Source organism: Mannheimia haemolytica (assembly GCF_004342115.1).
Classification (GTDB): Bacteria; Pseudomonadota; Gammaproteobacteria; order Enterobacterales; family Pasteurellaceae; genus Mannheimia; species Mannheimia haemolytica.
This window is the reverse complement of record NZ_SMAC01000005.1, coordinates 64,069-88,261: the sequence shown is the minus strand read 5'-3', so window position 1 is coordinate 88,261 and position 24,193 is coordinate 64,069. Positions and strand designations below refer to the sequence as shown.

At 37.0% G+C, this 24,193-nt stretch carries 25 protein-coding genes; 12 read left to right on the top strand and 13 right to left on the bottom strand.

What is annotated here, in order from left to right; translation table 11 throughout:
• Window positions 1–20 precede the first annotated feature (20 nt).
• The 4 genes from EDC41_RS02840 to EDC41_RS02825 are packed head-to-tail and all read left to right on the top strand — an operon-like array spanning window position 21 to window position 2,871.
• The gene (locus EDC41_RS02840; RefSeq protein WP_006250149.1) at window positions 21–491 is read left to right on the top strand and encodes a hypothetical protein; all 471 of its coding nucleotides are present in this window, start codon (window positions 21–23) and stop codon (window positions 489–491) included.
• Entirely contained in the window at window positions 481–858 is a 378-nt protein-coding gene (locus tag EDC41_RS02835) for a hypothetical protein (protein ID WP_006250150.1), read from the top strand. Before EDC41_RS02840 ends, EDC41_RS02835 begins: the two co-directional genes overlap by 11 nt.
• Before the next feature lie 50 nt (window positions 859–908).
• Window positions 909–1,721 (top strand): 4-hydroxy-tetrahydrodipicolinate reductase, encoded by an 813-nt coding sequence (dapB, locus tag EDC41_RS02830; protein WP_006252332.1) that lies wholly within the window; start codon window positions 909–911, stop codon window positions 1,719–1,721.
• A 16-nt stretch (window positions 1,722–1,737) separates the two neighbouring features.
• Entirely contained in the window at window positions 1,738–2,871 is a 1,134-nt protein-coding gene (locus tag EDC41_RS02825) for a methionine biosynthesis PLP-dependent protein (protein ID WP_006252333.1), read from the top strand.
• A 189-nt stretch (window positions 2,872–3,060) separates the two neighbouring features.
• Here the strand turns inward: EDC41_RS02825 and EDC41_RS02820 are convergent, their stop codons facing one another.
• Together EDC41_RS02820 and EDC41_RS02815 are read right to left on the bottom strand one after the other, a co-directional pair.
• Complete coding sequence (locus EDC41_RS02820) at window positions 3,061–3,396, bottom strand: DNA-binding protein (protein WP_020824066.1); 336 nt, start codon at window positions 3,394–3,396, stop codon at window positions 3,061–3,063.
• Between the two features lie 26 nt (window positions 3,397–3,422).
• A complete protein-coding gene (locus tag EDC41_RS02815; protein WP_020824065.1) occupies window positions 3,423–4,574 on the bottom strand; it encodes a phage/plasmid replication domain-containing protein in 1,152 nt (383 codons plus the stop codon).
• A gap of 142 nt (window positions 4,575–4,716) precedes the next feature.
• On the opposite strand from EDC41_RS02815, the gene EDC41_RS02810 reads away from it, so the two are divergent.
• Window positions 4,717–4,896, top strand: a complete 180-nt coding sequence (locus EDC41_RS02810; RefSeq protein ID WP_020824064.1) for a hypothetical protein — start codon at window positions 4,717–4,719, stop codon at window positions 4,894–4,896.
• Window positions 4,897–5,014: 118 nt separating this feature from the next.
• Here the strand turns inward: EDC41_RS02810 and EDC41_RS02805 are convergent, their stop codons facing one another.
• The 9 genes from EDC41_RS02805 to EDC41_RS02765 form a co-directional block, all read right to left on the bottom strand.
• On the bottom strand, window positions 5,015–5,317 hold the full coding sequence (locus EDC41_RS02805) for a hypothetical protein (protein ID WP_305954857.1): 303 nt from the start codon (window positions 5,315–5,317) through the stop codon (window positions 5,015–5,017).
• Between the two features lie 202 nt (window positions 5,318–5,519).
• Window positions 5,520–6,770 (bottom strand): type II secretion system protein GspD, encoded by a 1,251-nt coding sequence (locus EDC41_RS02800; protein WP_020824072.1) that lies wholly within the window; start codon window positions 6,768–6,770, stop codon window positions 5,520–5,522.
• The gene (locus EDC41_RS02795) at window positions 6,764–7,891 is read right to left on the bottom strand and encodes a zonular occludens toxin domain-containing protein (RefSeq protein WP_020824071.1); all 1,128 of its coding nucleotides are present in this window, start codon (window positions 7,889–7,891) and stop codon (window positions 6,764–6,766) included. The genes EDC41_RS02800 and EDC41_RS02795 overlap by 7 nt, the downstream gene beginning before the upstream one ends.
• A 12-nt stretch (window positions 7,892–7,903) precedes the next feature.
• Window positions 7,904–8,188 (bottom strand): DUF2523 family protein, encoded by a 285-nt coding sequence (locus tag EDC41_RS02790; RefSeq protein ID WP_020824070.1) that lies wholly within the window; start codon window positions 8,186–8,188, stop codon window positions 7,904–7,906.
• 10 nt (window positions 8,189–8,198) lie between these two features.
• Entirely contained in the window at window positions 8,199–10,286 is a 2,088-nt protein-coding gene (locus tag EDC41_RS02785; RefSeq protein ID WP_020824069.1) for a hypothetical protein, read from the bottom strand.
• Window positions 10,287–10,525: 239 nt separating this feature from the next.
• Complete coding sequence (locus tag EDC41_RS02780) at window positions 10,526–10,741, bottom strand: hypothetical protein (protein ID WP_020824068.1); 216 nt, start codon at window positions 10,739–10,741, stop codon at window positions 10,526–10,528.
• A gap of 25 nt (window positions 10,742–10,766) precedes the next feature.
• Window positions 10,767–11,000, bottom strand: coding sequence for a hypothetical protein (locus EDC41_RS02775; RefSeq protein ID WP_020824067.1), 234 nt, complete (start codon window positions 10,998–11,000; stop codon window positions 10,767–10,769).
• A 105-nt stretch (window positions 11,001–11,105) separates the two neighbouring features.
• Window positions 11,106–11,441 (bottom strand): DNA-binding protein, encoded by a 336-nt coding sequence (locus tag EDC41_RS02770; protein WP_020824066.1) that lies wholly within the window; start codon window positions 11,439–11,441, stop codon window positions 11,106–11,108.
• Window positions 11,442–11,467: 26 nt separating this feature from the next.
• Complete coding sequence (locus EDC41_RS02765; RefSeq protein WP_020824065.1) at window positions 11,468–12,619, bottom strand: phage/plasmid replication domain-containing protein; 1,152 nt, start codon at window positions 12,617–12,619, stop codon at window positions 11,468–11,470.
• A 142-nt stretch (window positions 12,620–12,761) separates the two neighbouring features.
• Between EDC41_RS02765 and EDC41_RS02760 the strand changes: the two genes are divergently transcribed.
• Entirely contained in the window at window positions 12,762–12,941 is a 180-nt protein-coding gene (locus EDC41_RS02760) for a hypothetical protein (protein ID WP_020824064.1), read from the top strand.
• A gap of 118 nt (window positions 12,942–13,059) precedes the next feature.
• Here EDC41_RS02760 and EDC41_RS02755 read toward each other — a convergent pair whose 3' ends face one another.
• The gene (locus EDC41_RS02755; protein WP_305954857.1) at window positions 13,060–13,362 is read right to left on the bottom strand and encodes a hypothetical protein; all 303 of its coding nucleotides are present in this window, start codon (window positions 13,360–13,362) and stop codon (window positions 13,060–13,062) included.
• Window positions 13,363–13,643: 281 nt separating this feature from the next.
• Here EDC41_RS02755 and EDC41_RS02750 point away from each other — a divergent pair, with 281 nt between their 5' ends.
• Window positions 13,644–15,122, top strand: coding sequence for a nicotinate phosphoribosyltransferase (locus EDC41_RS02750; protein WP_006252334.1), 1,479 nt, complete (start codon window positions 13,644–13,646; stop codon window positions 15,120–15,122).
• A 72-nt stretch (window positions 15,123–15,194) separates the two neighbouring features.
• Here EDC41_RS02750 and cpdB read toward each other — a convergent pair whose 3' ends face one another.
• Entirely contained in the window at window positions 15,195–17,171 is a 1,977-nt protein-coding gene (cpdB, locus tag EDC41_RS02745; protein WP_006250065.1) for a 2',3'-cyclic-nucleotide 2'-phosphodiesterase, read from the bottom strand.
• A 240-nt stretch (window positions 17,172–17,411) separates the two neighbouring features.
• Between cpdB and EDC41_RS02740 the strand changes: the two genes are divergently transcribed.
• From EDC41_RS02740 to ilvN, 5 genes are all read left to right on the top strand, one after another.
• Window positions 17,412–18,620: an acetate kinase gene (locus EDC41_RS02740; protein WP_006252336.1), complete on the top strand. Its 1,209-nt coding sequence runs from the start codon at window positions 17,412–17,414 to the stop codon at window positions 18,618–18,620.
• A gap of 52 nt (window positions 18,621–18,672) precedes the next feature.
• Entirely contained in the window at window positions 18,673–20,808 is a 2,136-nt protein-coding gene (gene pta, locus EDC41_RS02735; RefSeq protein ID WP_006250067.1) for a phosphate acetyltransferase, read from the top strand.
• A 113-nt stretch (window positions 20,809–20,921) separates the two neighbouring features.
• Entirely contained in the window at window positions 20,922–21,602 is a 681-nt protein-coding gene (gene can / locus EDC41_RS02730; protein WP_006252337.1) for a carbonate dehydratase, read from the top strand.
• Between the two features lie 322 nt (window positions 21,603–21,924).
• The gene (locus EDC41_RS02725) at window positions 21,925–23,646 is read left to right on the top strand and encodes an acetolactate synthase 3 large subunit (RefSeq protein ID WP_006252338.1); all 1,722 of its coding nucleotides are present in this window, start codon (window positions 21,925–21,927) and stop codon (window positions 23,644–23,646) included.
• Window positions 23,639–24,130 carry an acetolactate synthase small subunit gene (gene ilvN, locus EDC41_RS02720; protein ID WP_006250071.1) on the top strand — a complete coding sequence of 164 codons (492 nt, stop codon included), beginning with the start codon at window positions 23,639–23,641 and terminating at the stop codon, window positions 24,128–24,130. The genes EDC41_RS02725 and ilvN overlap by 8 nt, the downstream gene beginning before the upstream one ends.
• The last annotated feature ends 63 nt before the right edge of the window (window positions 24,131–24,193 follow it).

Here is a 24,193-nt window from a genome sequence, read left to right as displayed (position 1 = left end):
TTATTCCGTAAGGAGAGATGATGAAAAATTTACCCTTATCTATGGCTGACACGCTTGCAGTGATTTATCCGGCATTTGATTTCGCAGCTGATGATAAACCTGCAACAGAGCAGCAAATCTCATTGTTAAATTTTCGTATTACAATGGCAAATCAATTATTAATTGCCTGTATTGAAACTATCGAAAAAAATCCAAACTTTTGGGCTGAAATTGATTTAAACGATTTCAAAAAATACCTAAATCAAAATAAGGTGGTGATTTTCGATACCCAACAGTATTTTACTGATGGCTCAAGGACAATGGCTATATTGGATAATATGAAGTCCAATATTCGCAAAATTGAACAGCAACTCTCTCAAGCAACCGCATTTAATTTTGACTTAGAGCGAATGAAAGAGCGGTTAAATGATACTTTTCACGAAGTGCCTAAAGATATAACGAATGTTAATGAATTTAGAAACTGGTTGAAAGGTGTTGCAAATGGGCATTAAAGTTTTATTTGGTACAAAAATTTCAGCCGAATTGCAATATTTGCCTGAAAAAGATCTAGTCAAAATCCTGCAGTTTAAACAACACGTTGAAATTTATGGATTGGAAAATCTAGCTGGTCGAAATAAAAGTTCTGATGATGTGCCAACGAATGATCCTTATTGGGCAGAGAAGGTGGCTAAAGCACAAAAATATTCTTTATGGCATTATCATATCGGCATTCCAGAATATGATACCAGTCAAGGATTTGGTAATTATACTTCTGAGTATATTTTACATTATGTGAAAGGTGAAAACTTTATTCAAATTGTTGATTTTACTTCTCACCCACCTTTTAAATTGCCATCAGAAAGCTATTTGCAAAATTAATTAAAAATGTAACCGCTTGTAAAAAACAAATATAAAAAGGAAGAACAAATATGACATTAAAAATTGGAATCGTCGGTGCCGGTGGGCGAATGGGGCGTCAATTAATTCAAGCCGTCCATAATGCACAAGGCGTAGAATTAGGGTCTGCTTTTGAGCGTAAAGGTTCATCATTAGTAGGTAGTGATACTGGTGAAGTAGCCGGGGTTGGTACATTAGGTGTGGTGATTTCTGATGATGTCGCCCAAAATGTAGCAGGTTTTGATTTACTAATTGATTTTACTCGCCCTGAAGGCACGCTAGAACATTTGGATATTTGTGTGGCTCATCATAAACAAATGGTGATTGGCACAACCGGTTTTGATGATGCAGGTAAAGCTGCAATCAAAGCAGCGAGTGAAAAAATCGGTATCGTTTTTGCCTCAAACTACAGCGTTGGGGTGAATCTGGTGTTTAAACTGCTCGAAAAAGCAGCAAAAGTAATGGGCGATTATTGTGATATTGAAGTGATTGAGGCACACCATCGCCATAAAGTTGATGCACCATCAGGTACGGCTTTATCAATGGGAGAACATATTGCCAAAACTCTTGGGCGTGACTTGAAAACTCATGGCGTATTTGAACGTAACGGTATTACAGGCGAACGCAAACATGATGAAATCGGCTTTGCTACTATTCGTGCCGGTGATGTTGTAGGGGAGCATAGTGTATGGTTCGCTGATGAAGGCGAACGTGTCGAAATCGCACATAAAGCCTCTAGCCGAATGACGTTTGCCAATGGCGCAGTGCGTGCTGCAAAATGGTTAAATGGCAAACAAAATGGCTTGTTTGATATGACAGACGTATTGGATCTAAATAATCTGTAATTGAAGGATAATAACAATGACAAAATTCAATAATATTGAAACCACATTAGTGCAAATCGGTAACAGAACTGATCCTCGTACAGGGGCGGTGGCAATGCCGATTATCTTATCAACTGCTTACGGGCGTGATGGCTTAGGCGAATCTACCGGCTGGGATTACACCCGTACCAAAAACCCAACTCGAGCTGTATTAGAGCAGGGGATTGCGGATTTAGAAGGCGGTGATGCCGGTTTTGCGATGGCATCTGGAATGGCAGCGATTCAGCTAGTAATGTCATTATTTAAAGCACCTGATGAATGGATTATTTCCAGCGATGTTTATGGTGGTTCTTACCGCTTGTTTGATTTTAGCCACAAAAATCACGGCACATTAAAGCCAGTTTATGTTAATACAGCGGATTTAGCAGCGATTGAAGCAGCTATTACACCGAATACTAAGGCGATTTTCGTGGAAACGCCGTCAAATCCATTGATGGAGGAGTGCGACGTTGCTGTCATTGCTAAAATTGCGAAAAAACACAATTTAATGCTGATCGTTGATAATACGTTCTTAACCCCAGCGTTATTCCGTCCGATTGAGCACGGAGCTGATATTGTGATTCACAGTGCGACCAAGTATCTTTCGGGGCATAATGATGTGTTAGCCGGCTTAATTGTTGCGAAAGATTCTGATGCTACCAAAGTAAACGGGCAGAATTTGACCGAGCGTTTATTCTATTTCCAAAACTGTGCCGGTGCAGTGCTGTCGCCATTTGATTCTTACCTTGCCGTGCGTGGTATGAAAACCTTGGCATTACGAATGGAACGCCATCAGTCTAATGCCACCGAACTGGCTAAATTCTTAGCAGAGCAACCTGAAATTGACAGCGTGTTATATTCAGGCAAAAGTGGTATGTTATCTTTCCGTTTACAAAAAGAAGAGTGGGTAGCGAAATTTCTCAAGGCAATTAAATTGATTACCTTTGCGGAAAGTTTAGGTGGTGCAGAAAGTTTTATTACTTATCCTGCAACACAAACCCATATGGATATTCCGGAAGCAGAACGTATTACACGAGGCATTACGAATAATTTACTGCGTTTTTCCGTTGGTTTAGAACACGTTGAAGATATTAAAGCTGATTTACTGCAAGCCTTTAAACAGTTGAAGTAATTTTTTTGTATTCACAAGCGGTCATATTAGGTATAGATTTTACCAATCTGACCGTTTTCTTTTTTAATAAAGGAGGAGAGAAACACGAAAAGATTTAATTAAATGTGTTATTTTAACCACCTATTTAACATAATAATAATTATGCGAAAATTAATGATGTAAGTTATTGATTTATAAGGATTTATTTATTTATTTATTTTCATCAATTGGCTGTATCATTGAATTTTCATCAAAGTTATATGTAATACCTTTACGTCCGCCGTCCATTGCCCATTCACGTGGGTAAACTAAGATCATTACCAGCTTGTCTTTGTGTTGTTGAATGGTTCTTTTAAATCCTTCGTTAATGCAACGTTCATCAACCTTGATTTCCTGTGTTGTGGTGTTGTAACCGCCGTAACCGTCAGGGTCTTGAAGTTGAATGCCGATATTGTGCTTATCTTTAACTTCGCCGGTATCTCGATTAGTGAATGTGCTGGCTTTGTAGCCTTTAAGTACACCAACAATGTAAAAGCCTGTACGCATAGTAATTTCCTCTTGTTAGTTGATGATTAAGCAACCAAACGCAGAATAGGCGTGTTGCTCGGGTATTGATAAAAATCAGGTGCTTTAAACGGTCGAACAAAGATTTGTTCGCAGGATATAACTTGAACAGCTTGGAATTTTTCCACATCACAAGGGTTAGCAATGTCTATGCCGATTTTTCTTAATAATGAACGATGCCGTTTAAATGTTCTTTCAGGTAATAAATTCATATCTTCGCCGCTTGCCCATTTCATTGCGTAAAATGCAGTAGTATTCGCTTTACGAAGTGTGTCAACTACCCCTTTATTTACAAGCTGTTCTGCTATCGTTTGTAGCTCTATTTTGCTAACGCCTAAGTTTTTGTGCATATTGATGAACTCCTCTTGTAACTGCTCTAATTTAGAAAAATCGCTAAGCCCCCAATAGCAAAGATTTTCTCTTTTTAAGTAGCGTGATTTTAGTTTTTGCTCAAAACGAACTACCCCATTTTGCTCGCAGTAATCGTACACTTTTTTGTAATACTGAAATTCTGATGAATGTTCGCCAAATTTATTTTTGATTTTGTCGTAAGAGTGGATTCGTAATTCTTCGTGTTTGATGTAGCAAGAGGGATAAATAAGATTTGCGTTACCTTTTGCACTCAACCAATCAGCTGTGCAGCCATTAGTGTGTAAACGTCCGATAGAATTGCGATACCGCATTTGTGATAATGCTTTGATAAAGGTTCTTTCGTTACCCTTACCAACAGATTTATTAGTGGTAATGTCCAATCTTTTAATGATTGCACCGTTTGAAAAGGTATGTACTTTTTCTCCGTCTTTACCCTGCCCGTGAAAAATCTCTGTACAGCGAGTAAAAAGCGGTAGTTTAAGTTTAGCAAGAATGTTATTAAAACAATGTACGCAAGCATCTATAGATGTAAAGCCGAGTAAATTTTCAGTTTTACCCCAACGGCTTGGGTTACCTTCCATTTTTATAGTTGAGCCGGATACCTGAATGGATACCTCATCACAGTAACTGCCTTTGTGACGATACTTGCCTGTTCTAATGCCCTGTTGAATTTCCCCGGTATCAAGATGAATGCCAATCACACCGAAATCGAAAAGCGAAGCAATCACGGATTCCGGAATTTCAAAGCCGTGATCTTGCTCAATACTTAACCAATCGAAGTGATACATAAAATTAAACTCATTTTCTAAGAAATTAGAAGTTAATAAATTCTAATATTCTTATAAATGAAATGTCAAATAAATTAGTTATGTGTTTCTAAGATTTGCGATACACTTCACAAAATTTTTTTCAAAAACGGAGGCTATAAAAATGCCATCAAAGCACATTGATGAACTAACTTGGAAAAAAATTCAGGATGAACACGTTAAAGCGGTTGTTTTGACTAAGAAAAGTTTTAAAGATACAGAAATACTCAAAATTTTAATTAAAAAAGGTCTTGAAACGATAGATGATGAAGACTATCTGAAGTATGCTCTCAATAAACAATAATGCTGTATATAAAACCACGCAATACAGCTTCCGAATTTTAAAAAAGTGCCAAAGTTGGCACCAAAGTTCGGGTGTTACAGAACTCCCGAACTTTTTTGAGCAAAAAACACACACCACCTCAACGGCGAAAAAATCGACTTTTAGGCGATTTACGATAAGTCCTAATAAACTCATCAAGCTCAATAGGAATATCTGAATTAACCAACTCTTGCAGAAAATACATAAAATGCTCCAGTTGCTCAAAACGTTTATCACTCACTTCTCTACTCTCACTTAAATCATATTGAAAGCGGACTTCCAGCGTATTAACTGATAAATAGATGCGGTGGTTATTTGTTTTTAAGAGCTTAACAGTTTCAAAGAAGTGTTTAGGGGTGATATGAGAAAGGGTAATATTTGCCATAATGACCTCGAGAGTCATTATTTCGCATAACAGCAGATTATGTGTAAATTCTCGTGCAGTGGGGCAAGCCTATTATACTGCACTCGAATTGTAACATAATCTGTAAGTCATTATGCGAAATAACGAACGTATAAAAAAACATCAATCAAATTTTGTTTACCAGTACAGCTTCAATTTTGCCGTACTCGCAAGCTCCGTGCGGCAAAACTGAAGCTGTACATCAAAACACATTCCCAACATTGATAGAATTAGATGATTCTAACTTTTTAAAAGATTTATCTAAATCTATTGAATTGAAATTATCATTGACTGTTCGAACGTGCAATAACAACAAAATATCTGATTTCTCAAATTTCTTCGACTTCCCAAAGATCCAAGAAGGTAAATTAAAGATAGAATCTTCGATTTGAGTATTTTTCTCCTCTGACAATCCACCTAGTACGATTAAATCGCCATCATTCATATAGACTGTAGAATCTACAAGGCGTTTTAAGAGCGTTGGAGTTTCATCTACACCTGTTTCTGTTTTTGTAAAATCAGATAGTTCAGACTTGATTTTTAACTTAATCCCTTGTGCCGTAATGATTGGCTTAATATCAAAAATGACCCCCGATGACCGGTAGTTAATTTCTCTTGTTCTTGAACCGTCCCGCTCTATTGTTTCTCCTCCGAGTGTTGGAACATCTGAACCGACAGTAAAATTACCGGCTTCAGAGTCCATTACACGCAATATTGGAGATGAAATAATGTTAAATCGAGACTCTGTATCAAAAATAGTAAATAGTGCATTCACATTGCTTGTTTTAAGCGAAACAACACTATTGGATATAGTGCCTATATTCAAATTAAGCTGTAATTTTTCTTTGAGGATATTCGCTAATAATCGAATGCCGGATTCTGAATTTTCTGATTTTTTAACTTCCAGTATTCGAGCAGTTACAATAACTTGCTGTGGTTTTGTGTCTAACTGCGGCAATACGTTTTTTACTTTTGCGATAGTATCTTTATCAGCGTGAATCAGCAACATATCCCCTTTTGAATTAATTGAAGCTTTAAATGCCTCTTTATCAATAGATGCAGATGAATCAAGAAAACTGGTTAGATTTTCGGACAAATATTCTACCCCACGATATTTAGGTTTATAGACATAAGAATAGCCTTTCACTTTTGGAATAACTTTTACCGGCTCAACATATTTTAAGTAATCAACGCCTTTTTTGCTAAATACTTTGATATTCATATTTTCAAAATATCGTTTGAAGAATTCTTCCTTATCTACACTATCATTAAAATAAAAAGATACATTTTCTTTTCTTTCTAATATGTTTGGATCAACCATATAAGGACGGTTCAACACTTCTTCATAAATAATACCAATCGCTTTATTTAAAGGAGTATGTTCCAATTTGAATGTATCAGCCATAACAAGGCTAGATAAACAACTTAATAAAAGTAGTGTTTTTCTTACCATTTTTTAGCCTCTTTATCTTTTTCTGTTTTTGGTGTTTGACCTGAATAAAAAGTTACTCTGTAGCCGTCTATATGCCCGGATAATAAATTTCCATCATTACTAAAACTGCTCAAATATTCATAGCGAATATATTTATCATCAGTAAGTATCGCAAGGTTTTTATTATCCTTTTTTATATACCCTATGATTCGCCACTTGCTAGATAATCCTTTATCTTTTTCAATAGAGTTAGATATTTCCTCTTCTTCATTCTTAATAAACCTATCATTACTAATTATTGGGTTTGTGTATTTTTGCTTTTCCTGTTGCTTATTGAGACTTGGTTTTTCTTCTTCAATGGGTAATGTTGTTTGCTTATTATAAGTGTTATACAGATAAATAGAGCCACCAATAATAAACAATACAGAAAACAACATTTTCAGAATGAACCAAGTACTTTTAAAAATATTATTCCTGCTGTCTATGCTTTGCTCTTTTGCATTATCGCTGTCATAACTTTTATATAGTTTGAAAATTTGAGGATTGTATTTTGCTTGTATGGATTGAATTAAATTAGTTTTATATAGCCTTGAGCCAGAATATACATCTACTCTATATCTATTCCTCATTCCAATAGCTAATAACTTAGTCATTTTATAAGTGTTCTCTATTCTATCTTTAATGAATTTAGGTACGTTAGAAATAGATTGATTGATAACGACCAAATCAGATGTATTGCCTTTTTCATTTACAAAATGGCGATGTTCGGCAATAAAGCTTTTATGCTCCTCAAGAATCTTTTTACTATCATCAAAAATACGCCAAATTTCATCTAGGCAAATAAGATCGCCATTTTTTGCAATAGTCTCATTCAAACTTGCTTTATATGGGAAAAAATTAGGTTTTAAAACATCTTCATCATTGACTTTTATGATTGTCCCTAAAGAGGAATAATCTATGCGATTTCTCTCTTTTTTAGATTTATTTTGCTCATCTATATAATCTAAAAAATTATCTTGAGATATGCCCTCAATATTAGTAATAATACGGCGACCATTAAGAAAAGCAGGTAAAATGACCGAAGATACTACCTCATATGTTTTTCCGCTTCCGGGAACGCCTACATAAGCATTAATAGCCATCTACCCTACCCCCTATCCCATTAACGGAATTCTTCTAATGATAAAACGTGTGATATAAGCAGATATAACTAGCTCTAACCCCCTGTCAATGCGAAAAGGAATGAGAAAATATGCAATATCAGAAGGCAATGATGCAAAAGATGACGATAAATTAGCAACTAAATCACGACCGCCGACTATTTCTACTAAAATCGGAGTAAATTCAGCAACAAGAAAAAATAAGGCAAAAAATAGAAAGAATTTTGGTACAGTTTTTTTAAATATAAAGCCTAGAATAGCAGATAATAATTTCCCCATAATCTCCCCCTTATGCAGACATTACAATTCTAAAAGCCAAGAAATACCAAAACATCATTGAAATAGCTGATAATGCACCGGCTATTTTTTCAAAAATGGTACAATGGCTTTCCATTTCAATCGTAGCATCAAATATGCTGATGGTATAAGTTGGGCAAGAACCCCCAATAGACGGCGAAACAATGCTAGACAGTAACTCATTTCGCCAATCTAAGAGAGGCTTCAATATATCTTTTGCTTCAGGGATTGCCGGTAAATCAGGTTTATCTAACTCTTCATCTTCCGCTTTTTCCCCTGTTGTGCCTGTAGCTGTACTTCCGGTTTGGGTAGTCACTTTTGAACCTGTTGCACTACCCGCTGTTGAACCTGCATTTGCTGAAGAACCGGCACCGGCATTAGTATCTGTTCCGGCACCACTAGGATTTGTTACACCACTATGCCCTGCTCCCGAATGAGTACCTACGGAGCCATTACCGGGTAATGGTAAACGATCATCATTTTTTGATGGGGTATCTATTGCCGTTGAGCCGCTTCCGGCATTAGTGTCTGAACCTGTATTTGTACTTATTTCTCCAACATTATTATCTTTGCCTATTAAGCGATATGAGCGTTTAGATGATGAACTAGAAGCCCAAAAACTATCACGTAGAGCTACTTTAGGTTCGGACACACTACTAACGGATACAGAACCACTTACACTTCTTGGAATGTCTCTATTAGATAGGCTAAAGTTACTTCCCAATGCGTTTTTAGCTTTTGGTGATAAGTCAAATTCGACAGGGGCTAAACCTAGGCTAGATGTAACAGACTCGCTATAATCAGCTCCTAAACCATATTTTTGAATACCACCTCTTAATAACCACATTCTTGTTATGCCCTCATATAATTCCGAGAGTGTGTCATCTGTTAGCTTATAGTTTTCAGCTCGTAATTCTGAAGATGTACCAAATATCTTATCCATATTTTCATAAATCATTACATCTTCTTCTGGTTCATCTTTACCTGCTTCCGTTTCTTCTACCGTTTCTAAATCGTGACGGTCTTTAACAAGTAATAAAGACCCTTTACCCTCTTCAATAAATTCATAAGAACCACTATTGCCTAATAGTCCTTGATAAATGCAATTAGCATCCGAATTACACCCACCATCTACACTAAAATGTAATTTGTCATCTTCGAAATCTGTATAATCTCTGATATGACGTTCATATAAATAATTTAGCGTGTATCTATTATCGTAGGAATGAATTAATTCTAATCCTGCGTCTTGTTCATTAGAATATATATCAGCCTCATCTCTATAAATATCAAAATTGATTTCTTTACCTTGCTCATCAGTACCTAATTTAACTGTTACATATTCATTGTCTTTTGCAAATGGTATTCTTCCTTGACCTAAACCATACATATAGATATTAAATAAATCATTAGAGTAGAAATAAAGCTTCTCGCCCTTTCTAGTTTTTACCGGTATTTCGGTTCGATATAAATATACGCCTGTTGTTCCATACCATTCAGGAGCTACAGCAAATAAAGAACTAGGATCTACACTAACATTGCTATCTTTGGCAAACTCATCTTGTCCATATTGCAATAAATCTCCATAAGGCATAGTAGAGCGAAACACAATATCAAATCCGGTATTGCCTTTAAACATTTTGCGTAAATTCTCACGATCTAAATAATTTCCTTTATCCATTACGTGGAATATAAGCCCTTCATAGCCTTTTTTATATTTTACTTTCATTGAGCTTATTACTTCTCTATCAAAAATAGCATTAGCAATAGAAAGATTGTCATCGACATTTTGAAATAAAGTATTATCAGCAGGAGGGGGAGTAGTTGAGGAAGAAGAATTGTTTTTCAATGACTCTTTATATTGTTCAAAATGCGGCCCGTAACGGCTAGAGCCAAATACACTTGATGTGATTTTAGACGCATCTTCGGAAGCAATACTAGGAGCAACACCGGAATTAATCAAATAAGATTCCATTGTTGCTTGATACCCTAAAACTAAAGGATTAGCGGACACCAATCCGGCATACAATAGAGATGATGAAATTAATGTTTTAGTCCAGTTACCGTAGCCCAACCACATAATAGCCCCCAAATAAATATTAAAATTAGATCCATTTTTCTGCCCTTACATCATTGAGAAAATTAATATCCGTTGCTAACGCCCTCGCTTCGCTTCGGTTGTTCAACCTGCTAAGACCTTGTAAAAACCTACCAATTGAGGAGCTTTTACAAATGTTTTGCAATATCGTTTTTACAAAGTCTTAGCAGGTTCAAAAAGGGGAATCCCTCACGAAATTCCCCCCTAAATAAATGAATGGATTAAGCACCACGAATCATACGAAGTACAGCACGTACACCAGCAATCGCAACGCTCATTCCAGCAGCTGCAACACCTACGGCAATAATTGCAGTAGAAGCAGTACTAAAATCAACACCTGTTGTCATCGCTGAAAAGTCCGGACCGGCCGCATAAGCAACAGAAGAGGAAGCAACAACCACCGCACCCGTAACGGCTAATTTTTTCAAATTAAACATAAGATAAACCTCATATAGATTTAATTTAATGCTGTAGGCTATCAATAAATTTTAATACTTTGCCGACACCTAAACTAACGCAGTAAAAAAATACTACTGACCCAAAACCTACACTCCAATATTGAAATAGAAGGTCATTAGGATAATTTCCAAAGAGATTGAAATTCTCCGAAATCTCAACTTCTATTTCTTTGCAAGAAAATTCCTTTTCAGATGTATTAGGAATTTTTTCGCAAACCTTTGCAGAAAAATACGCCATATATTTACCGTCTTTCTACATAAAATAAGTGATTTTTATTTAACAGAACATTACATTATGCGAAAATTAATGATGTAAGTTATTGATTTATAAGGATTTATTTATTTATTTATTTTCATCAATTGGCTGTATCATTGAATTTTCATCAAAGTTATATGTAATACCTTTACGTCCGCCGTCCATTGCCCATTCACGTGGGTAAACTAAGATCATTACCAGCTTGTCTTTGTGTTGTTGAATGGTTCTTTTAAATCCTTCGTTAATGCAACGTTCATCAACCTTGATTTCCTGTGTTGTGGTGTTGTAACCGCCGTAACCGTCAGGGTCTTGAAGTTGAATGCCGATATTGTGCTTATCTTTAACTTCGCCGGTATCTCGATTAGTGAATGTGCTGGCTTTGTAGCCTTTAAGTACACCAACAATGTAAAAGCCTGTACGCATAGTAATTTCCTCTTGTTAGTTGATGATTAAGCAACCAAACGCAGAATAGGCGTGTTGCTCGGGTATTGATAAAAATCAGGTGCTTTAAACGGTCGAACAAAGATTTGTTCGCAGGATATAACTTGAACAGCTTGGAATTTTTCCACATCACAAGGGTTAGCAATGTCTATGCCGATTTTTCTTAATAATGAACGATGCCGTTTAAATGTTCTTTCAGGTAATAAATTCATATCTTCGCCGCTTGCCCATTTCATTGCGTAAAATGCAGTAGTATTCGCTTTACGAAGTGTGTCAACTACCCCTTTATTTACAAGCTGTTCTGCTATCGTTTGTAGCTCTATTTTGCTAACGCCTAAGTTTTTGTGCATATTGATGAACTCCTCTTGTAACTGCTCTAATTTAGAAAAATCGCTAAGCCCCCAATAGCAAAGATTTTCTCTTTTTAAGTAGCGTGATTTTAGTTTTTGCTCAAAACGAACTACCCCATTTTGCTCGCAGTAATCGTACACTTTTTTGTAATACTGAAATTCTGATGAATGTTCGCCAAATTTATTTTTGATTTTGTCGTAAGAGTGGATTCGTAATTCTTCGTGTTTGATGTAGCAAGAGGGATAAATAAGATTTGCGTTACCTTTTGCACTCAACCAATCAGCTGTGCAGCCATTAGTGTGTAAACGTCCGATAGAATTGCGATACCGCATTTGTGATAATGCTTTGATAAAGGTTCTTTCGTTACCCTTACCAACAGATTTATTAGTGGTAATGTCCAATCTTTTAATGATTGCACCGTTTGAAAAGGTATGTACTTTTTCTCCGTCTTTACCCTGCCCGTGAAAAATCTCTGTACAGCGAGTAAAAAGCGGTAGTTTAAGTTTAGCAAGAATGTTATTAAAACAATGTACGCAAGCATCTATAGATGTAAAGCCGAGTAAATTTTCAGTTTTACCCCAACGGCTTGGGTTACCTTCCATTTTTATAGTTGAGCCGGATACCTGAATGGATACCTCATCACAGTAACTGCCTTTGTGACGATACTTGCCTGTTCTAATGCCCTGTTGAATTTCCCCGGTATCAAGATGAATGCCAATCACACCGAAATCGAAAAGCGAAGCAATCACGGATTCCGGAATTTCAAAGCCGTGATCTTGCTCAATACTTAACCAATCGAAGTGATACATAAAATTAAACTCATTTTCTAAGAAATTAGAAGTTAATAAATTCTAATATTCTTATAAATGAAATGTCAAATAAATTAGTTATGTGTTTCTAAGATTTGCGATACACTTCACAAAATTTTTTTCAAAAACGGAGGCTATAAAAATGCCATCAAAGCACATTGATGAACTAACTTGGAAAAAAATTCAGGATGAACACGTTAAAGCGGTTGTTTTGACTAAGAAAAGTTTTAAAGATACAGAAATACTCAAAATTTTAATTAAAAAAGGTCTTGAAACGATAGATGATGAAGACTATCTGAAGTATGCTCTCAATAAACAATAATGCTGTATATAAAACCACGCAATACAGCTTCCGAATGTTAAAAAAGTGCCAAAGTTGGCACCAAAGTTCGGGTGTTACAGAACTCCCGAACTTTTTTGAGCAAAAAACACACACCACCTCAACGGCGAAAAAATCGACTTTTAGGCGATTTACGATAAGTCCTAATAAACTCATCAAGCTCAATAGGAATATCTGAATTAACCAACTCTTGCAGAAAATACATAAAATGCTCCAGTTGCTCAAAACGTTTATCACTCACTTCTCTACTCTCACTTAAATCATATTGAAAGCGGACTTCCAGCGTATTAACTGATAAATAGATGCGGTGGTTATTTGTTTTTAAGAGCTTAACAGTTTCAAAGAAGTGTTTAGGGGTGATATGAGAAAGGGTAATATTTGCCATAATGACCTCGAGAGTCATTATTTCGCATAACAGCAGATTATGTGTAAATTCTCGTGCAGTGGGGCAAGCCTATTATACTGCACTCGAATTGTAACATAATCTGTAAGTCATTATGCGAAAATTAATAATATAAGTTTTTCATCAATCGGCGGTATTATTGAATACGCCATCACATCTATGTAACAGCATTAATCTATAAGTTATTATGTAAATACACTCATTTTGTAACAAATACTTTTCATTTTATGGTAAGTTATGATAACCTCTAGCCTTAAAAGTTAAATAAGGACTTTAAGAAAATGGATAGTATTTTGGGTAAAAAAATTAATTCAACTGCAATACCATCACTATTATGTGATTTTTATAAAACTTCACATCGAATTCAATATCCTGAAGGTTCTCAGTTTTTATATAGTACATTCACACCTCGTAGTAATATTTATGCTCCATTTGTTACACGTGTTGTATCATTTGGCTTTCAGGCATTTATTTTAAAATACTTGATTCATTATTTTAACGATAATTTTTTTTCTCGCTCACAACATGACGTTGTTTCTGAATATACTCAATTTATTTCTGACACATTGAATATTGAGGACTCTGGCGAACATATTGCACAATTGCATCAGCTCGGTTACTTACCTATCAGAATTAAAGCTATTCCAGAAGGAAAATCTGTTGCAGTGAAAGTTCCTTTAATGACAATTGAAAACACTCACTCAAGCTTTTTTTGGCTGACTAATTATTTGGAAACCCTGATTAATGTGTCATTATGGCAGCCTATTACATCAGCTTCCATTGCATTTGCTTATCGTAAGGCTCTAGCCGAATTTTCAGAGCAAACCTGTGATGATAATAGCCATCTACCCTTCCAGGCACACGATTTCTCTATGCGTGGAATGAGTTCCTTAGAATCAGCAGAAAGCTCCGGTGCCGGGCATCTAACCTCATTTTTAGGCACAGATACCATTCCTGCAATTTCATTCGTGACAGCCTATTATGGTTCTCAACATTTAATCGGTACATCTATTCCGGCATCAGAACATTCGGTGATGAGTTCACACGGTGTTGATGAGCTGCCGACTTTCCGTTATTTAATGGCAAAATATCCAAATAATATGCTATCTATTGTGGCAGATACAACCGATTTCTGGCATAACATCACCGTTAATTTGCCATTATTAAAACAAGAAATTTTAGCTCGACCGGAATCAGCAAAATTGGTTATCCGCCCTGATAGCGGTGATTTTTTTACAATTATTTGCGGTAACAGTTCCTCCCCTGTTGAACACGAACGCAAAGGTCTGATTGAGTGTTTGTGGGATATTTTTGGTGGTAGTATTAACCAAAAAGGTTATAAAGTGCTTAATCCGCATATTGGGGCAATTTATGGTGACGGCGTCACTTATGATAAAATGATACGGATTTTAGAGGGCTTAACGGCAAAAGGTTTTGCTTCCAGCAATATTGTGTTTGGCGTTGGGGCTCAAACTTATCAACGCAATACTCGTGATACGCTGGGTTTTGCAATCAAAGCGACTTCAATTACAATTAACGGTGTCGAAAAGGCAATTTTCAAAGCTCCTAAAACCGATAACGGCTTAAAAAAATCGCAAAAAGGGCGAGTAAAAGTAATCTCTTATGATCATTATGTTGACGAGCTAACCGCACTGGATGATTTTTCAGATGATCTTTTAGAGGTGGTTTTTGAAAATGGTAAGTTGGTCAAATCGACCAATTTTGATGAAATTCGGCAAAATATAGCACAACAATTTTAGAAAAATGGAATGAAACAAGCGGTCAAATTTGTTAATTTTTTTGCAAATTAGACCGCTTGTATTTAGCTCTGATTATTTGGTTAAATCAATACGGTAAACTGCGAAGCCGGTTTCATCGTTTTCGATATACTCCATCGGATATTGTGCATTTTCCTTAATGAAAGCTTTAGCTTTATCTGTTGGAGAGGTTTCAAAACGAATATCCAGTTTTGCATTTGAGCTAATTGGTGCAATACGCCAGTTGTTATCCGCTTTCGGACTTACCTGCCCGTGAGCTTTACTTTCGGTGGTAATATAATTCGCTAACACTTGGCGGTTTTCGTCCGGTGCGGCGAACACAATATGTTTATCGCCTGTTCCCGGGAATTTTGCTCCATAAGCACGGTAATTGTTGGTGGCAATTAAGAATTCTTGTTTAGGATCAACCGGTTTGCCGTCAAAGGTTAAGTTCACCACACGGTGCGAATTAGGGTTGATCAATTTGCACTCGCCGTCATAACGAGCCGGTTGGGTTATATCAAATTGATAGCTGACACCGTCAATTACATCGTAGTTATAGGTGCGGAAACCTGTCCAATCCAGTAAATATTGCGGTTTATCCGAAGCGACATCAATTTGTTTGAACATTCCTGCACTGCACTCTAACCACTCTTTTAATTCTGCTCCTGTTGCTTTAACCACCACTAAGGTATTTGGGTAAAGGTATAAGTCTGCCGCATTGCGGAAAGTTAATTCGCCTTTATCGACTTCGGTATAGCCTGTCGGGTCATTTTTACGTCCACCGGCTTTAAACGGTGCTCCGGCACTTAGAATTGGTAATCCTGCAAGCTCCGGCAAGCCTTTTACCACATTTTCTACATACGCTTTTTGAGCTTGGTTCACAATTTGAATGGTAGGGTCATCTTGAACTAACGCAAGGTAACTATACATATTATCAGTTGCTTTACCGATAGGTTGAGACACAAATTGACGGGTTGCTTCATGGGTTTCTTTTAATAATGCAACGATTTCAGGGTGGTTCTCAACGGTTGCTTTTTTCTCTTCCGTATTATAAATTGGACGCAACTCTGCTCTACCGTCCACAACGCCCCATTTACCATCGTTTTCGGCCAAGCTTAAATCAATCACACTGATGTTATTTCCCCAGTAGCCAGCCATACTTTCCGGTACGCCTTTCATTGTTCCTTTTGCAATATCGGCATTTGGTGAATTTGCAAATTCTTTATTTGGGAACAGGCGATGTGAATGCCCGAAAATAACTGCATCAATACCTTTTACATCAGCTAGATAAAACGCACAGTTCTCAGCGCCTTCTTTATAGGGTTCGTCTGAAGGGCCGGTATGTGCCAATGCAACGACAATATCTGCCCCTTCTTTTTTTACTATAGGCACATATTTTTGTGCGGTCTTCACAATATCTCGAGCTTCAACTTTTCCTTCAAGATTAGCTTTATCCCAAATCATCACTTGTGGTGGTACAAAACCGATATAACCAATCTTAATGGTATGCTTATTCCCTTTTTCATCTACAATTTCTTTTTGTTGAATAACATAAGGTGTAAAGAATGGTTCATCTGTCCCCGGCTTCACAATGTTTGCATTGACAATAGGGAATTTTGCTTGCTTAATAGCATTATCTAAATAGCTTAAACCGTAGTTAAATTCATGATTTCCCAGCGTTCCGACTTCATATTGCATCGCATTTAATGCCATAATCGAAGGTTCAGGTTTGCCCTCTTTTGCACCTTTGGTTGACTGGTAGTCAGAAATAGGATTACCTTGAATTAAGTCACCATTATCGACTAACACACTGTTTTTAACTTCTGCTCTAGCTTGTTTAATTAGGCTTGCCGTACGGGTAAAACCAAACTTTTCTGTTGGAGCATCTTTGTAATAATCAAAATCAGTTAAGAAACCGTGAATATCCGTAGTGGCGATGACACGCAAGCCAGCTTTATTTTTGGCTGTTTGTGCAAATGCAGACGGTTGTGTCCCCAATACAAGCATTGCAGTTGCACCAAGCTGGATAAATTTTCTTCTATTTAACATAAAATATCTCCTTAATGAAATGAAAGGGTAAATTGTAAAATATTTTAGAAAAATAACCGCTTGTTCGCCATATTTTTTCACATTTATAGCTTGTTATATCAAATTTTAAACACATTTTTATCTTTCTTTGAGTTCAAGCATTTATTTTAAGAGCTGAAAGGTGTATCCTTTACACCTTAAATACACCAATAAAAATAGTATTTTCTTCAAACTCATTTCATAAAATAAGGTAATTTGACCATGTCTAAAAACTTAATCTTAATCCTTAACTGCGGTAGTTCATCTCTTAAATTTGCTATTTTAGATCCTAAAACAGGTGATGAAAAATTATCTGGACTTGCTGAAGCTTTTCATTTAGAAGATGCACGTATCAAGTGGAAGTTAAACGGGGAGAAAGGTAATGCTGATTTAGGTGCAGGTGCCACACATAGTGAAGCACTTACCTTTATTGCTGAAAAATTGTTATCTGACGAATTAAAAGCAGGTATCGGCGCGATTGGTCATCGTATTGTTCATGGCGGTGAAAAATTCACCTCATCAGTTGTAATTACCGATGAAGTGATTAAAGGTATTGAAGATGCAACGCAATTTGCACCATTACACAACCCTGCGCATTTAATTGGTATTAAAGAAGCATTCCGCATTTTCCCTGAATTAAAAGACAAAAACGTAGCTGTATTTGACACTGCATTCCATCAGACAATGCCGGAACACGCATTCTTATATGCACTTCCATATACATTCTATAAAGAAAATGGTATTCGTCGCTACGGTTTCCATGGCACAAGCCACTTCTATATCACCTCACAAGTTGCAGAATTAGCAGGTAAGTCTGTTGAGCAAACCAATGCCATTATTTGCCACTTAGGTAACGGTGGTTCTGTTTCTGTTGTACGCAATGGTAAATGTATTGATACCTCAATGGGTTTAACTCCATTAGAAGGTTTAGTAATGGGTACTCGCTCTGGTGACTTAGACCCTGCGATTATCTCTTTCTTATACAATAACTTAGGTATGTCAATGGACGAAATTGATACTACTCTAGTAAAAAAATCTGGTCTTTTAGGTTTAACTGGCGTAACTAGTGACTGTCGTTATGCGGAAGATAATTACAATGACGTATCAAAACCGGAAGCAAAACGTGCTTTAGATGTATATAGCTATCGTTTAGCTAAATATATTGGTTCATATATGGCAATTTTAGGCGATGACCACTTAGATGCTATCGCATTTACAGGTGGTATCGGTGAAAATTCAGGCTTAGTACGTGAATTAACCTTAAATCACTTAAAATTATTTGGCATTAAGTTAGATCAAGAGCGTAACCTTGCTGCCCGTTTTGGTAAAGATGGAGTCATTACAGCGGACGAGTCAACATTTAAAGCTGTTGTTATCCCAACTAATGAAGAACTCGTGATTGCACAAGATACCGCTAAATTAGCATTATAATCATAGGGGGCAGATATTCTGCCCTTTCACTTTCTTTTAATTTGGAAATATTATGTCTAGAACGATCATTCTTATCCCTATTTCAACTGGTGTTGGTTTAACCAGTGTTAGCTTAGGTTTAGTACATGCTTTGGAGCAAAAAGGTTCTAAAGTAGGATTTTTAAAACCGATTTCTCAACCTATCAGCGGTGAAGATACGTTAGACCGCTCAACAACGATTATCAGAGCAGAACAAACAACAGAGGTTGGTGAGCCGTTTATGTTAAGCGAAGCTGAAACATTAATCGGTCAAAACCAAACGGATGTATTGTTAGAAAAAGTGGTGGAACGCCACCAAAAATTATCAAAAAATAATGAAATTGTCATTGTTGAAGGTTTAATTCCAACGCGTAAAAACTCATACGCTAACAGCATTAACTATGAAATGGCTCAAGCCCTTGATGCTGAAATTGTATTAGTTGCAGCACCGGCCTCAGATACACCAGCTCAATTAAAAGAGCGAGTTGAAGCTGCCGCTTCACAATTTGGTGGACGTAACAACCCAAATTTACTGGGCGTTATTATCAATAAATTCAATGCACCAGTAGATGATTCAGGTAGAACCCGTCCAGATTTGACTGAAATTTTTGATTCATTTCAGCACTCAAATAATAATGTTTCAGAAGTCGAGCATCTTTTTGCTAAAAGTCCAATTAAGCTGTTAGGCTGTATTAGCTGGAAAGCAGAACTTATTGCTACACGAGCAATTGATGTTGCAAAACATTTAGGCGCTTCAATTATTAATGAAGGCGAAATAAAGGCTCGTCGGATTCGCGGTGTGACATTCTGTGCACGTAACTTACCAAATATGGTCGATCATTTTAAAGCCGGTAGTTTATTAGTTACCTCTGCGGATCGTCCTGAAGTGTTAGTTGCTGCATCGTTGGCGGTAATGAATGGCATCGAAATTGGTGCTATTTTACTAACCGGTGGTTATAAAATTGATAGCTCAATTGCAAAACTTTGCCAACAAGCATTTGAAACCGGTGTGCCTGTATTCCGTATTGAAGGTAACACTTGGCAAACCGCATTAAGCCTACAAAGCTTCAGCTTAGAAGTGCCTGTAGATGATAAAGAGCGTATTGCTGCAATTAAAGAATATATGGCAAGCAAATTTAATGTAGGTTTCATTGATGAGGTTTCTAAAGCCGCTACTCGTGCAAGACGTTTATCACCTGCAGCATTCCGTTACCAATTAACCGAATATGCCCGTCAAGCGAAAAAACGCATTGTTTTACCTGAAGGAGATGAGCCTCGTACTGTGAAAGCGGCTGCATTATGTGCTGAGCGTGGCATTGCAGAATGTGTGTTATTAGCTAACCCAACAGACGTACAACGTGTTGCTGAAGCACAAGGCGTGGTATTAGGTAAGGGCGTAACGATTATTGACCCTGCGAGCATTCGTGAAAATTATGTTGATCGCTTAGTTGAATTGCGTAAAGCAAAAGGAATGACTGAAGTTGTTGCTCGTGAGCAACTTTTAGATACAGTTGTATTGGGTACAATGATGCTTGAAGCTAATGAAGTGGACGGTTTAGTCTCAGGCGCAGTTCACACAACCGCTAACACTATTCGCCCACCCATGCAGATCATTAAAACTGCACCGGGAAGCTCTATTGTATCTTCTATCTTCTTTATGCTACTACCTGATCAAGTATTGGTATATGGTGACTGTGCGGTAAACCCTGACCCAACTGCAGAACAGCTAGCGGAAATTGCGATTCAATCAGCAGAATCTGCCAAAGCCTTTGGTATTGACCCTCGTGTTGCAATGATCTCCTACTCTACCGGTACATCAGGTTCAGGTGCGGATGTAGAAAAAGTGAAAGAAGCAACTCGTATTGCCCAAGAAAAACGTCCAGATTTAATCATTGATGGCCCATTACAATATGATGCGGCGATTATGGAAGATGTTGCCCGCTCAAAAGCACCAAATTCACCTGTAGCAGGTAAAGCAACTGTATTTGTCTTCCCGGATTTAAATACTGGTAATACCACCTATAAAGCGGTACAACGTTCGGCAGATTTAGTCTCTATCGGCCCAATGTTACAAGGTATGCGTAAACCTGTAAATGACTTGTCCCGTGGGGCTTTAGTTGACGACATCGTTTATACTATTGCGTTAACTGCGATTCAAGCAACGCAATAATTCCCTCCCAAATGAAACCAAATGCCCTTAAAACTAAGGGCATTTTTATTTTTTACCTACCCGACTTTTCAATTTAATCATATAATCAAGATTAGTGTTAAAAAGGAGAATTTATGGAAAAAATTGAACGCTTATTTGCCAATAACCACGCCTGGGCAACTAAGATGAAAGATGAACAATCGGATTATTTTAAAGAATTAGCGGAACATCAAAAGCCAACCTATTTATGGATTGGCTGTTCCGATAGTCGTGTGCCTGCTGAAAAACTCACAGGGTTAGGCCCCGGAGAATTATTTGTTCATCGAAATGTAGCAAATATGGTGATTCACACTGATCTTAATTGTCTGTCGGTTGTTCAATATGCGGTAGATGTATTAGAAATTGAGCATATTATTATCTGTGGTCACACTAATTGTGGTGGTATCAATGCGGCAATTGCACAAAAAGAACTTGGTTTAATTAATAACTGGTTGTTACATATTCGTGATATCTGGTTTAAACACAGCCATTTACTAGGCAAACTTCCCTATGAAGATCGATCAAATGTCTTGACCCGATTAAATGTTGCAGAACAAGTTTATAATTTAGGTCAGTCCTCTATTATTAAAACCGCTTGGGAACAGGGTAAATCCCTCTCGCTACACGGTTGGGTATACGATGTTACAGATGGTTTCTTGATTGACCAAGGTGTTATGGCTACTAGCCGAGAAACATTAGAAATTACCTATCGTAATGCAATAGCTAAAATAACAACCGAAGCAAACGAAAAAATAGTTTTAAACGATGAAAATTAGCCATTGTAAGCGGTTAAATTTATCGATTTTTTTACAATCTTTTTATAAAAAACCATTGTTTGATGGTTTTTTATTTTCCTGATTCCTGTTATCGTCAAAAAAGTTTTAAATTTCAGCAAAAGTGTAAAATATAGATTTAAAAATCAAAAACATACAAATATATAGATTTATTTTTATAAAATCCCAACTTTTTAAGATAAAAAAGAATATAAATCTAGCAAATCTAGCATTTGATCCCATAATAAGAACTAGACATCAATAAAATTTTACTGCAAAATCCAACCATCTTAGAGAAGAAAATGCTATTTTGTTGGAGGATTCAATGAAAAAACTTTCTGGTGCAGAAATGATTGTACAGTCCTTAAAGGATGAAGGCGTAGAATACGTTTTCGGCTATCCGGGTGGCTCTGTACTCGATATTTATGATGCAATTCATACACTTGGATTGAATCACGTTTTAGTTCGACACGAGCAAGGTGCTGTACATATGGCTGATGGCTATGCCCGTTCAACAGGTAAAGTCGGCTGTGTGCTAGTGACTTCAGGTCCGGGAGCAACGAATACAATTACTGGTATTTTAACTGCTTATACCGACTCTGTTCCGTTAGTAATACTGTCGGGTCAAGTTCCATCAAGTTTAATTGGGACAGATGCATTCCAAGAAAGTGATATGATCGGCATTTCTCGTCCGGTTGTAAAACACAGTTTCTTAGTAAAAAATACAGAAGAAATTCCTGAAATTATCAAAAAAGCCTTTTATATTGCATCAACCGGTCGACCAGGCCCGGTAGTTATTGATATTCCTAAAGATGTAGTCAATCCATTAAATAAATATCCCTATGAATATCCGCAAGAAGTATCAATGCGTTCTTATAACCCAACAGTTCAAGGGCATAAAGGGCAAATTAAAAAAGCATTAAAAGCACTATTAGTAGCAAAACGTCCAGTGCTTTATGTAGGCGGTGGTGTAATTAGTGCAGAGTGTTCGCCAGAAATTACAGAGTTTGCACAAAAGCTAAATCTACCTGTAACCTGTTCATTAATGGGATTAGGTGCTTATCCTGCCTCTGATAAGCAATATTTAGGTATGTTAGGCATGCACGGCACTTTTGAGGCAAATAATGCAATGCACGAAAGTGATTTGATTTTAGGTATTGGGGTACGTTTTGATGATCGTACAACAAATAACTTAGCAAAATATTGCCCGAATGCAAAAGTGATCCACGTGGATATTGATCCAGCCTCAATTTCCAAAACAGTACAAGCTTATATTCCAATTGTAGGCAGTGCTAAGAATGTAATGGAAGAATTTTTATCTTTATTAGGTGAGGAAAATCTTGCAAAAAATCAGGTAGATTTAACCGCTTGGTGGCAACAAATTGATGCTTGGAAAGCTCGTAATTGCTTAGCCTTTGAAGAAAACAGTGATGTGATTAAGCCACAACAAGTGATTAGAATGATCCACAAGTTGACCAATGGGGAGGCTTATGTTGCCTCAGATGTTGGACAACATCAAATGTTTGCTGCATTGCATTATGGGTTCGATAAACCACGTCGTTGGATTAATTCAGGCGGTGCAGGCACAATGGGCTTTGGCTTACCTGCTGCGATGGGGGTAAAATTTGCCCACCCTGATGCCACTGTTGTTTGTGTAACCGGTGATGGTAGTATCCAAATGAATATCCAGGAACTTTCCACCGCAAAGCAATACGACACACCGATTGTGATTGTCAGCTTAAATAACCGTTTCTTAGGTATGGTGAAACAGTGGCAAGATATTATTTACTCTGGCCGCCATTCACAGGTGTATATGAATTCTCTACCTAACTTTGCTAAATTAGCAGAGGCTTATGGCCACGTTGGGATTCAAATCGACCACCCTTCTGAATTGGAGGCAAAATTAACTGAGGCATTCTCAATTAAAGATAAGCTTGTATTTGTTGATGTATTGGTCGATGAAACGGAACATGTTTACCCAATGCAAGTGCGTGGAGGAGCAATGAATGAAATGATGTTAAGTAAAACGGAGAGAACAGATGCGTAGAACATTAGCCGTATTATTAGAAAATGAATCAGGTGCATTATCTCGTGTAGTTGCCCTTTTCTCGCAGCGTGGTTTTAACATTGAAAGCTTGACCGTTGCCCCTACTGATGATCCAAGCCTTTCCCGTATGACAATTGTCGCGCAAGGCGAAGAACAGGTGTTAGAACAAATCGAAAAGCAACTACACAAACTCATTGATGTGTTTAAAGTGAGTAACTTAAGTGCTTATGAACACGTTGAGCGTGAAGTGTTATTGGTAAAAGTGCGAGCTACAGGTTCATCTCGTGATGAACTGAAACGTATGGTAGATATTTACCGTGGGCAAATCGTAGATTTAACACCGAAACTTTACACCATTCAATTATCCGGTTCTACCGAGAAGCTCAATGCATTTATTGAGGCAGTTAAAGAAGAAACAACGATTGTAGAGATTGTTCGCTCCGGCGTGATTAGCCTATCTCGTGGTGATAAGAACGCTCTGTAAGCGGTCAATTTTAGCTTAAAATTTGCAAATCCCTTTATCTTAAAGATAAAGGGATTTTTTATG

Bases quoted from the DNA above. Each gene is read 5' to 3' on its own strand.
- EDC41_RS02840 (WP_006250149.1), top strand. From the start codon at position 21: ATGAAAAATTTACCCTTATCTATGGCTGACACGCTTGCAGTGATTTAT.
- EDC41_RS02835 (WP_006250150.1), top strand. From the start codon at position 481: ATGGGCATTAAAGTTTTATTTGGTACAAAAATTTCAGCCGAATTGCAA.
- dapB (WP_006252332.1), top strand. From the start codon at position 909: ATGACATTAAAAATTGGAATCGTCGGTGCCGGTGGGCGAATGGGGCGT.
- EDC41_RS02825 (WP_006252333.1), top strand. From the start codon at position 1,738: ATGACAAAATTCAATAATATTGAAACCACATTAGTGCAAATCGGTAAC.
- EDC41_RS02820 (WP_020824066.1), bottom strand. From the start codon at position 3,396: ATGCGTACAGGCTTTTACATTGTTGGTGTACTTAAAGGCTACAAAGCC.
- EDC41_RS02815 (WP_020824065.1), bottom strand. From the start codon at position 4,574: ATGTATCACTTCGATTGGTTAAGTATTGAGCAAGATCACGGCTTTGAA.
- EDC41_RS02810 (WP_020824064.1), top strand. From the start codon at position 4,717: ATGCCATCAAAGCACATTGATGAACTAACTTGGAAAAAAATTCAGGAT.
- EDC41_RS02805 (WP_305954857.1), bottom strand. From the start codon at position 5,317: ATGACTCTCGAGGTCATTATGGCAAATATTACCCTTTCTCATATCACC.
- EDC41_RS02800 (WP_020824072.1), bottom strand. From the start codon at position 6,770: ATGGTAAGAAAAACACTACTTTTATTAAGTTGTTTATCTAGCCTTGTT.
- EDC41_RS02795 (WP_020824071.1), bottom strand. From the start codon at position 7,891: ATGGCTATTAATGCTTATGTAGGCGTTCCCGGAAGCGGAAAAACATAT.
- EDC41_RS02790 (WP_020824070.1), bottom strand. From the start codon at position 8,188: ATGGGGAAATTATTATCTGCTATTCTAGGCTTTATATTTAAAAAAACT.
- EDC41_RS02785 (WP_020824069.1), bottom strand. From the start codon at position 10,286: ATGTGGTTGGGCTACGGTAACTGGACTAAAACATTAATTTCATCATCT.
- EDC41_RS02780 (WP_020824068.1), bottom strand. From the start codon at position 10,741: ATGTTTAATTTGAAAAAATTAGCCGTTACGGGTGCGGTGGTTGTTGCT.
- EDC41_RS02775 (WP_020824067.1), bottom strand. From the start codon at position 11,000: ATGGCGTATTTTTCTGCAAAGGTTTGCGAAAAAATTCCTAATACATCT.
- EDC41_RS02770 (WP_020824066.1), bottom strand. From the start codon at position 11,441: ATGCGTACAGGCTTTTACATTGTTGGTGTACTTAAAGGCTACAAAGCC.
- EDC41_RS02765 (WP_020824065.1), bottom strand. From the start codon at position 12,619: ATGTATCACTTCGATTGGTTAAGTATTGAGCAAGATCACGGCTTTGAA.
- EDC41_RS02760 (WP_020824064.1), top strand. From the start codon at position 12,762: ATGCCATCAAAGCACATTGATGAACTAACTTGGAAAAAAATTCAGGAT.
- EDC41_RS02755 (WP_305954857.1), bottom strand. From the start codon at position 13,362: ATGACTCTCGAGGTCATTATGGCAAATATTACCCTTTCTCATATCACC.
- EDC41_RS02750 (WP_006252334.1), top strand. From the start codon at position 13,644: ATGGATAGTATTTTGGGTAAAAAAATTAATTCAACTGCAATACCATCA.
- cpdB (WP_006250065.1), bottom strand. From the start codon at position 17,171: ATGTTAAATAGAAGAAAATTTATCCAGCTTGGTGCAACTGCAATGCTT.
- EDC41_RS02740 (WP_006252336.1), top strand. From the start codon at position 17,412: ATGTCTAAAAACTTAATCTTAATCCTTAACTGCGGTAGTTCATCTCTT.
- pta (WP_006250067.1), top strand. From the start codon at position 18,673: ATGTCTAGAACGATCATTCTTATCCCTATTTCAACTGGTGTTGGTTTA.
- can (WP_006252337.1), top strand. From the start codon at position 20,922: ATGGAAAAAATTGAACGCTTATTTGCCAATAACCACGCCTGGGCAACT.
- EDC41_RS02725 (WP_006252338.1), top strand. From the start codon at position 21,925: ATGAAAAAACTTTCTGGTGCAGAAATGATTGTACAGTCCTTAAAGGAT.
- ilvN (WP_006250071.1), top strand. From the start codon at position 23,639: ATGCGTAGAACATTAGCCGTATTATTAGAAAATGAATCAGGTGCATTA.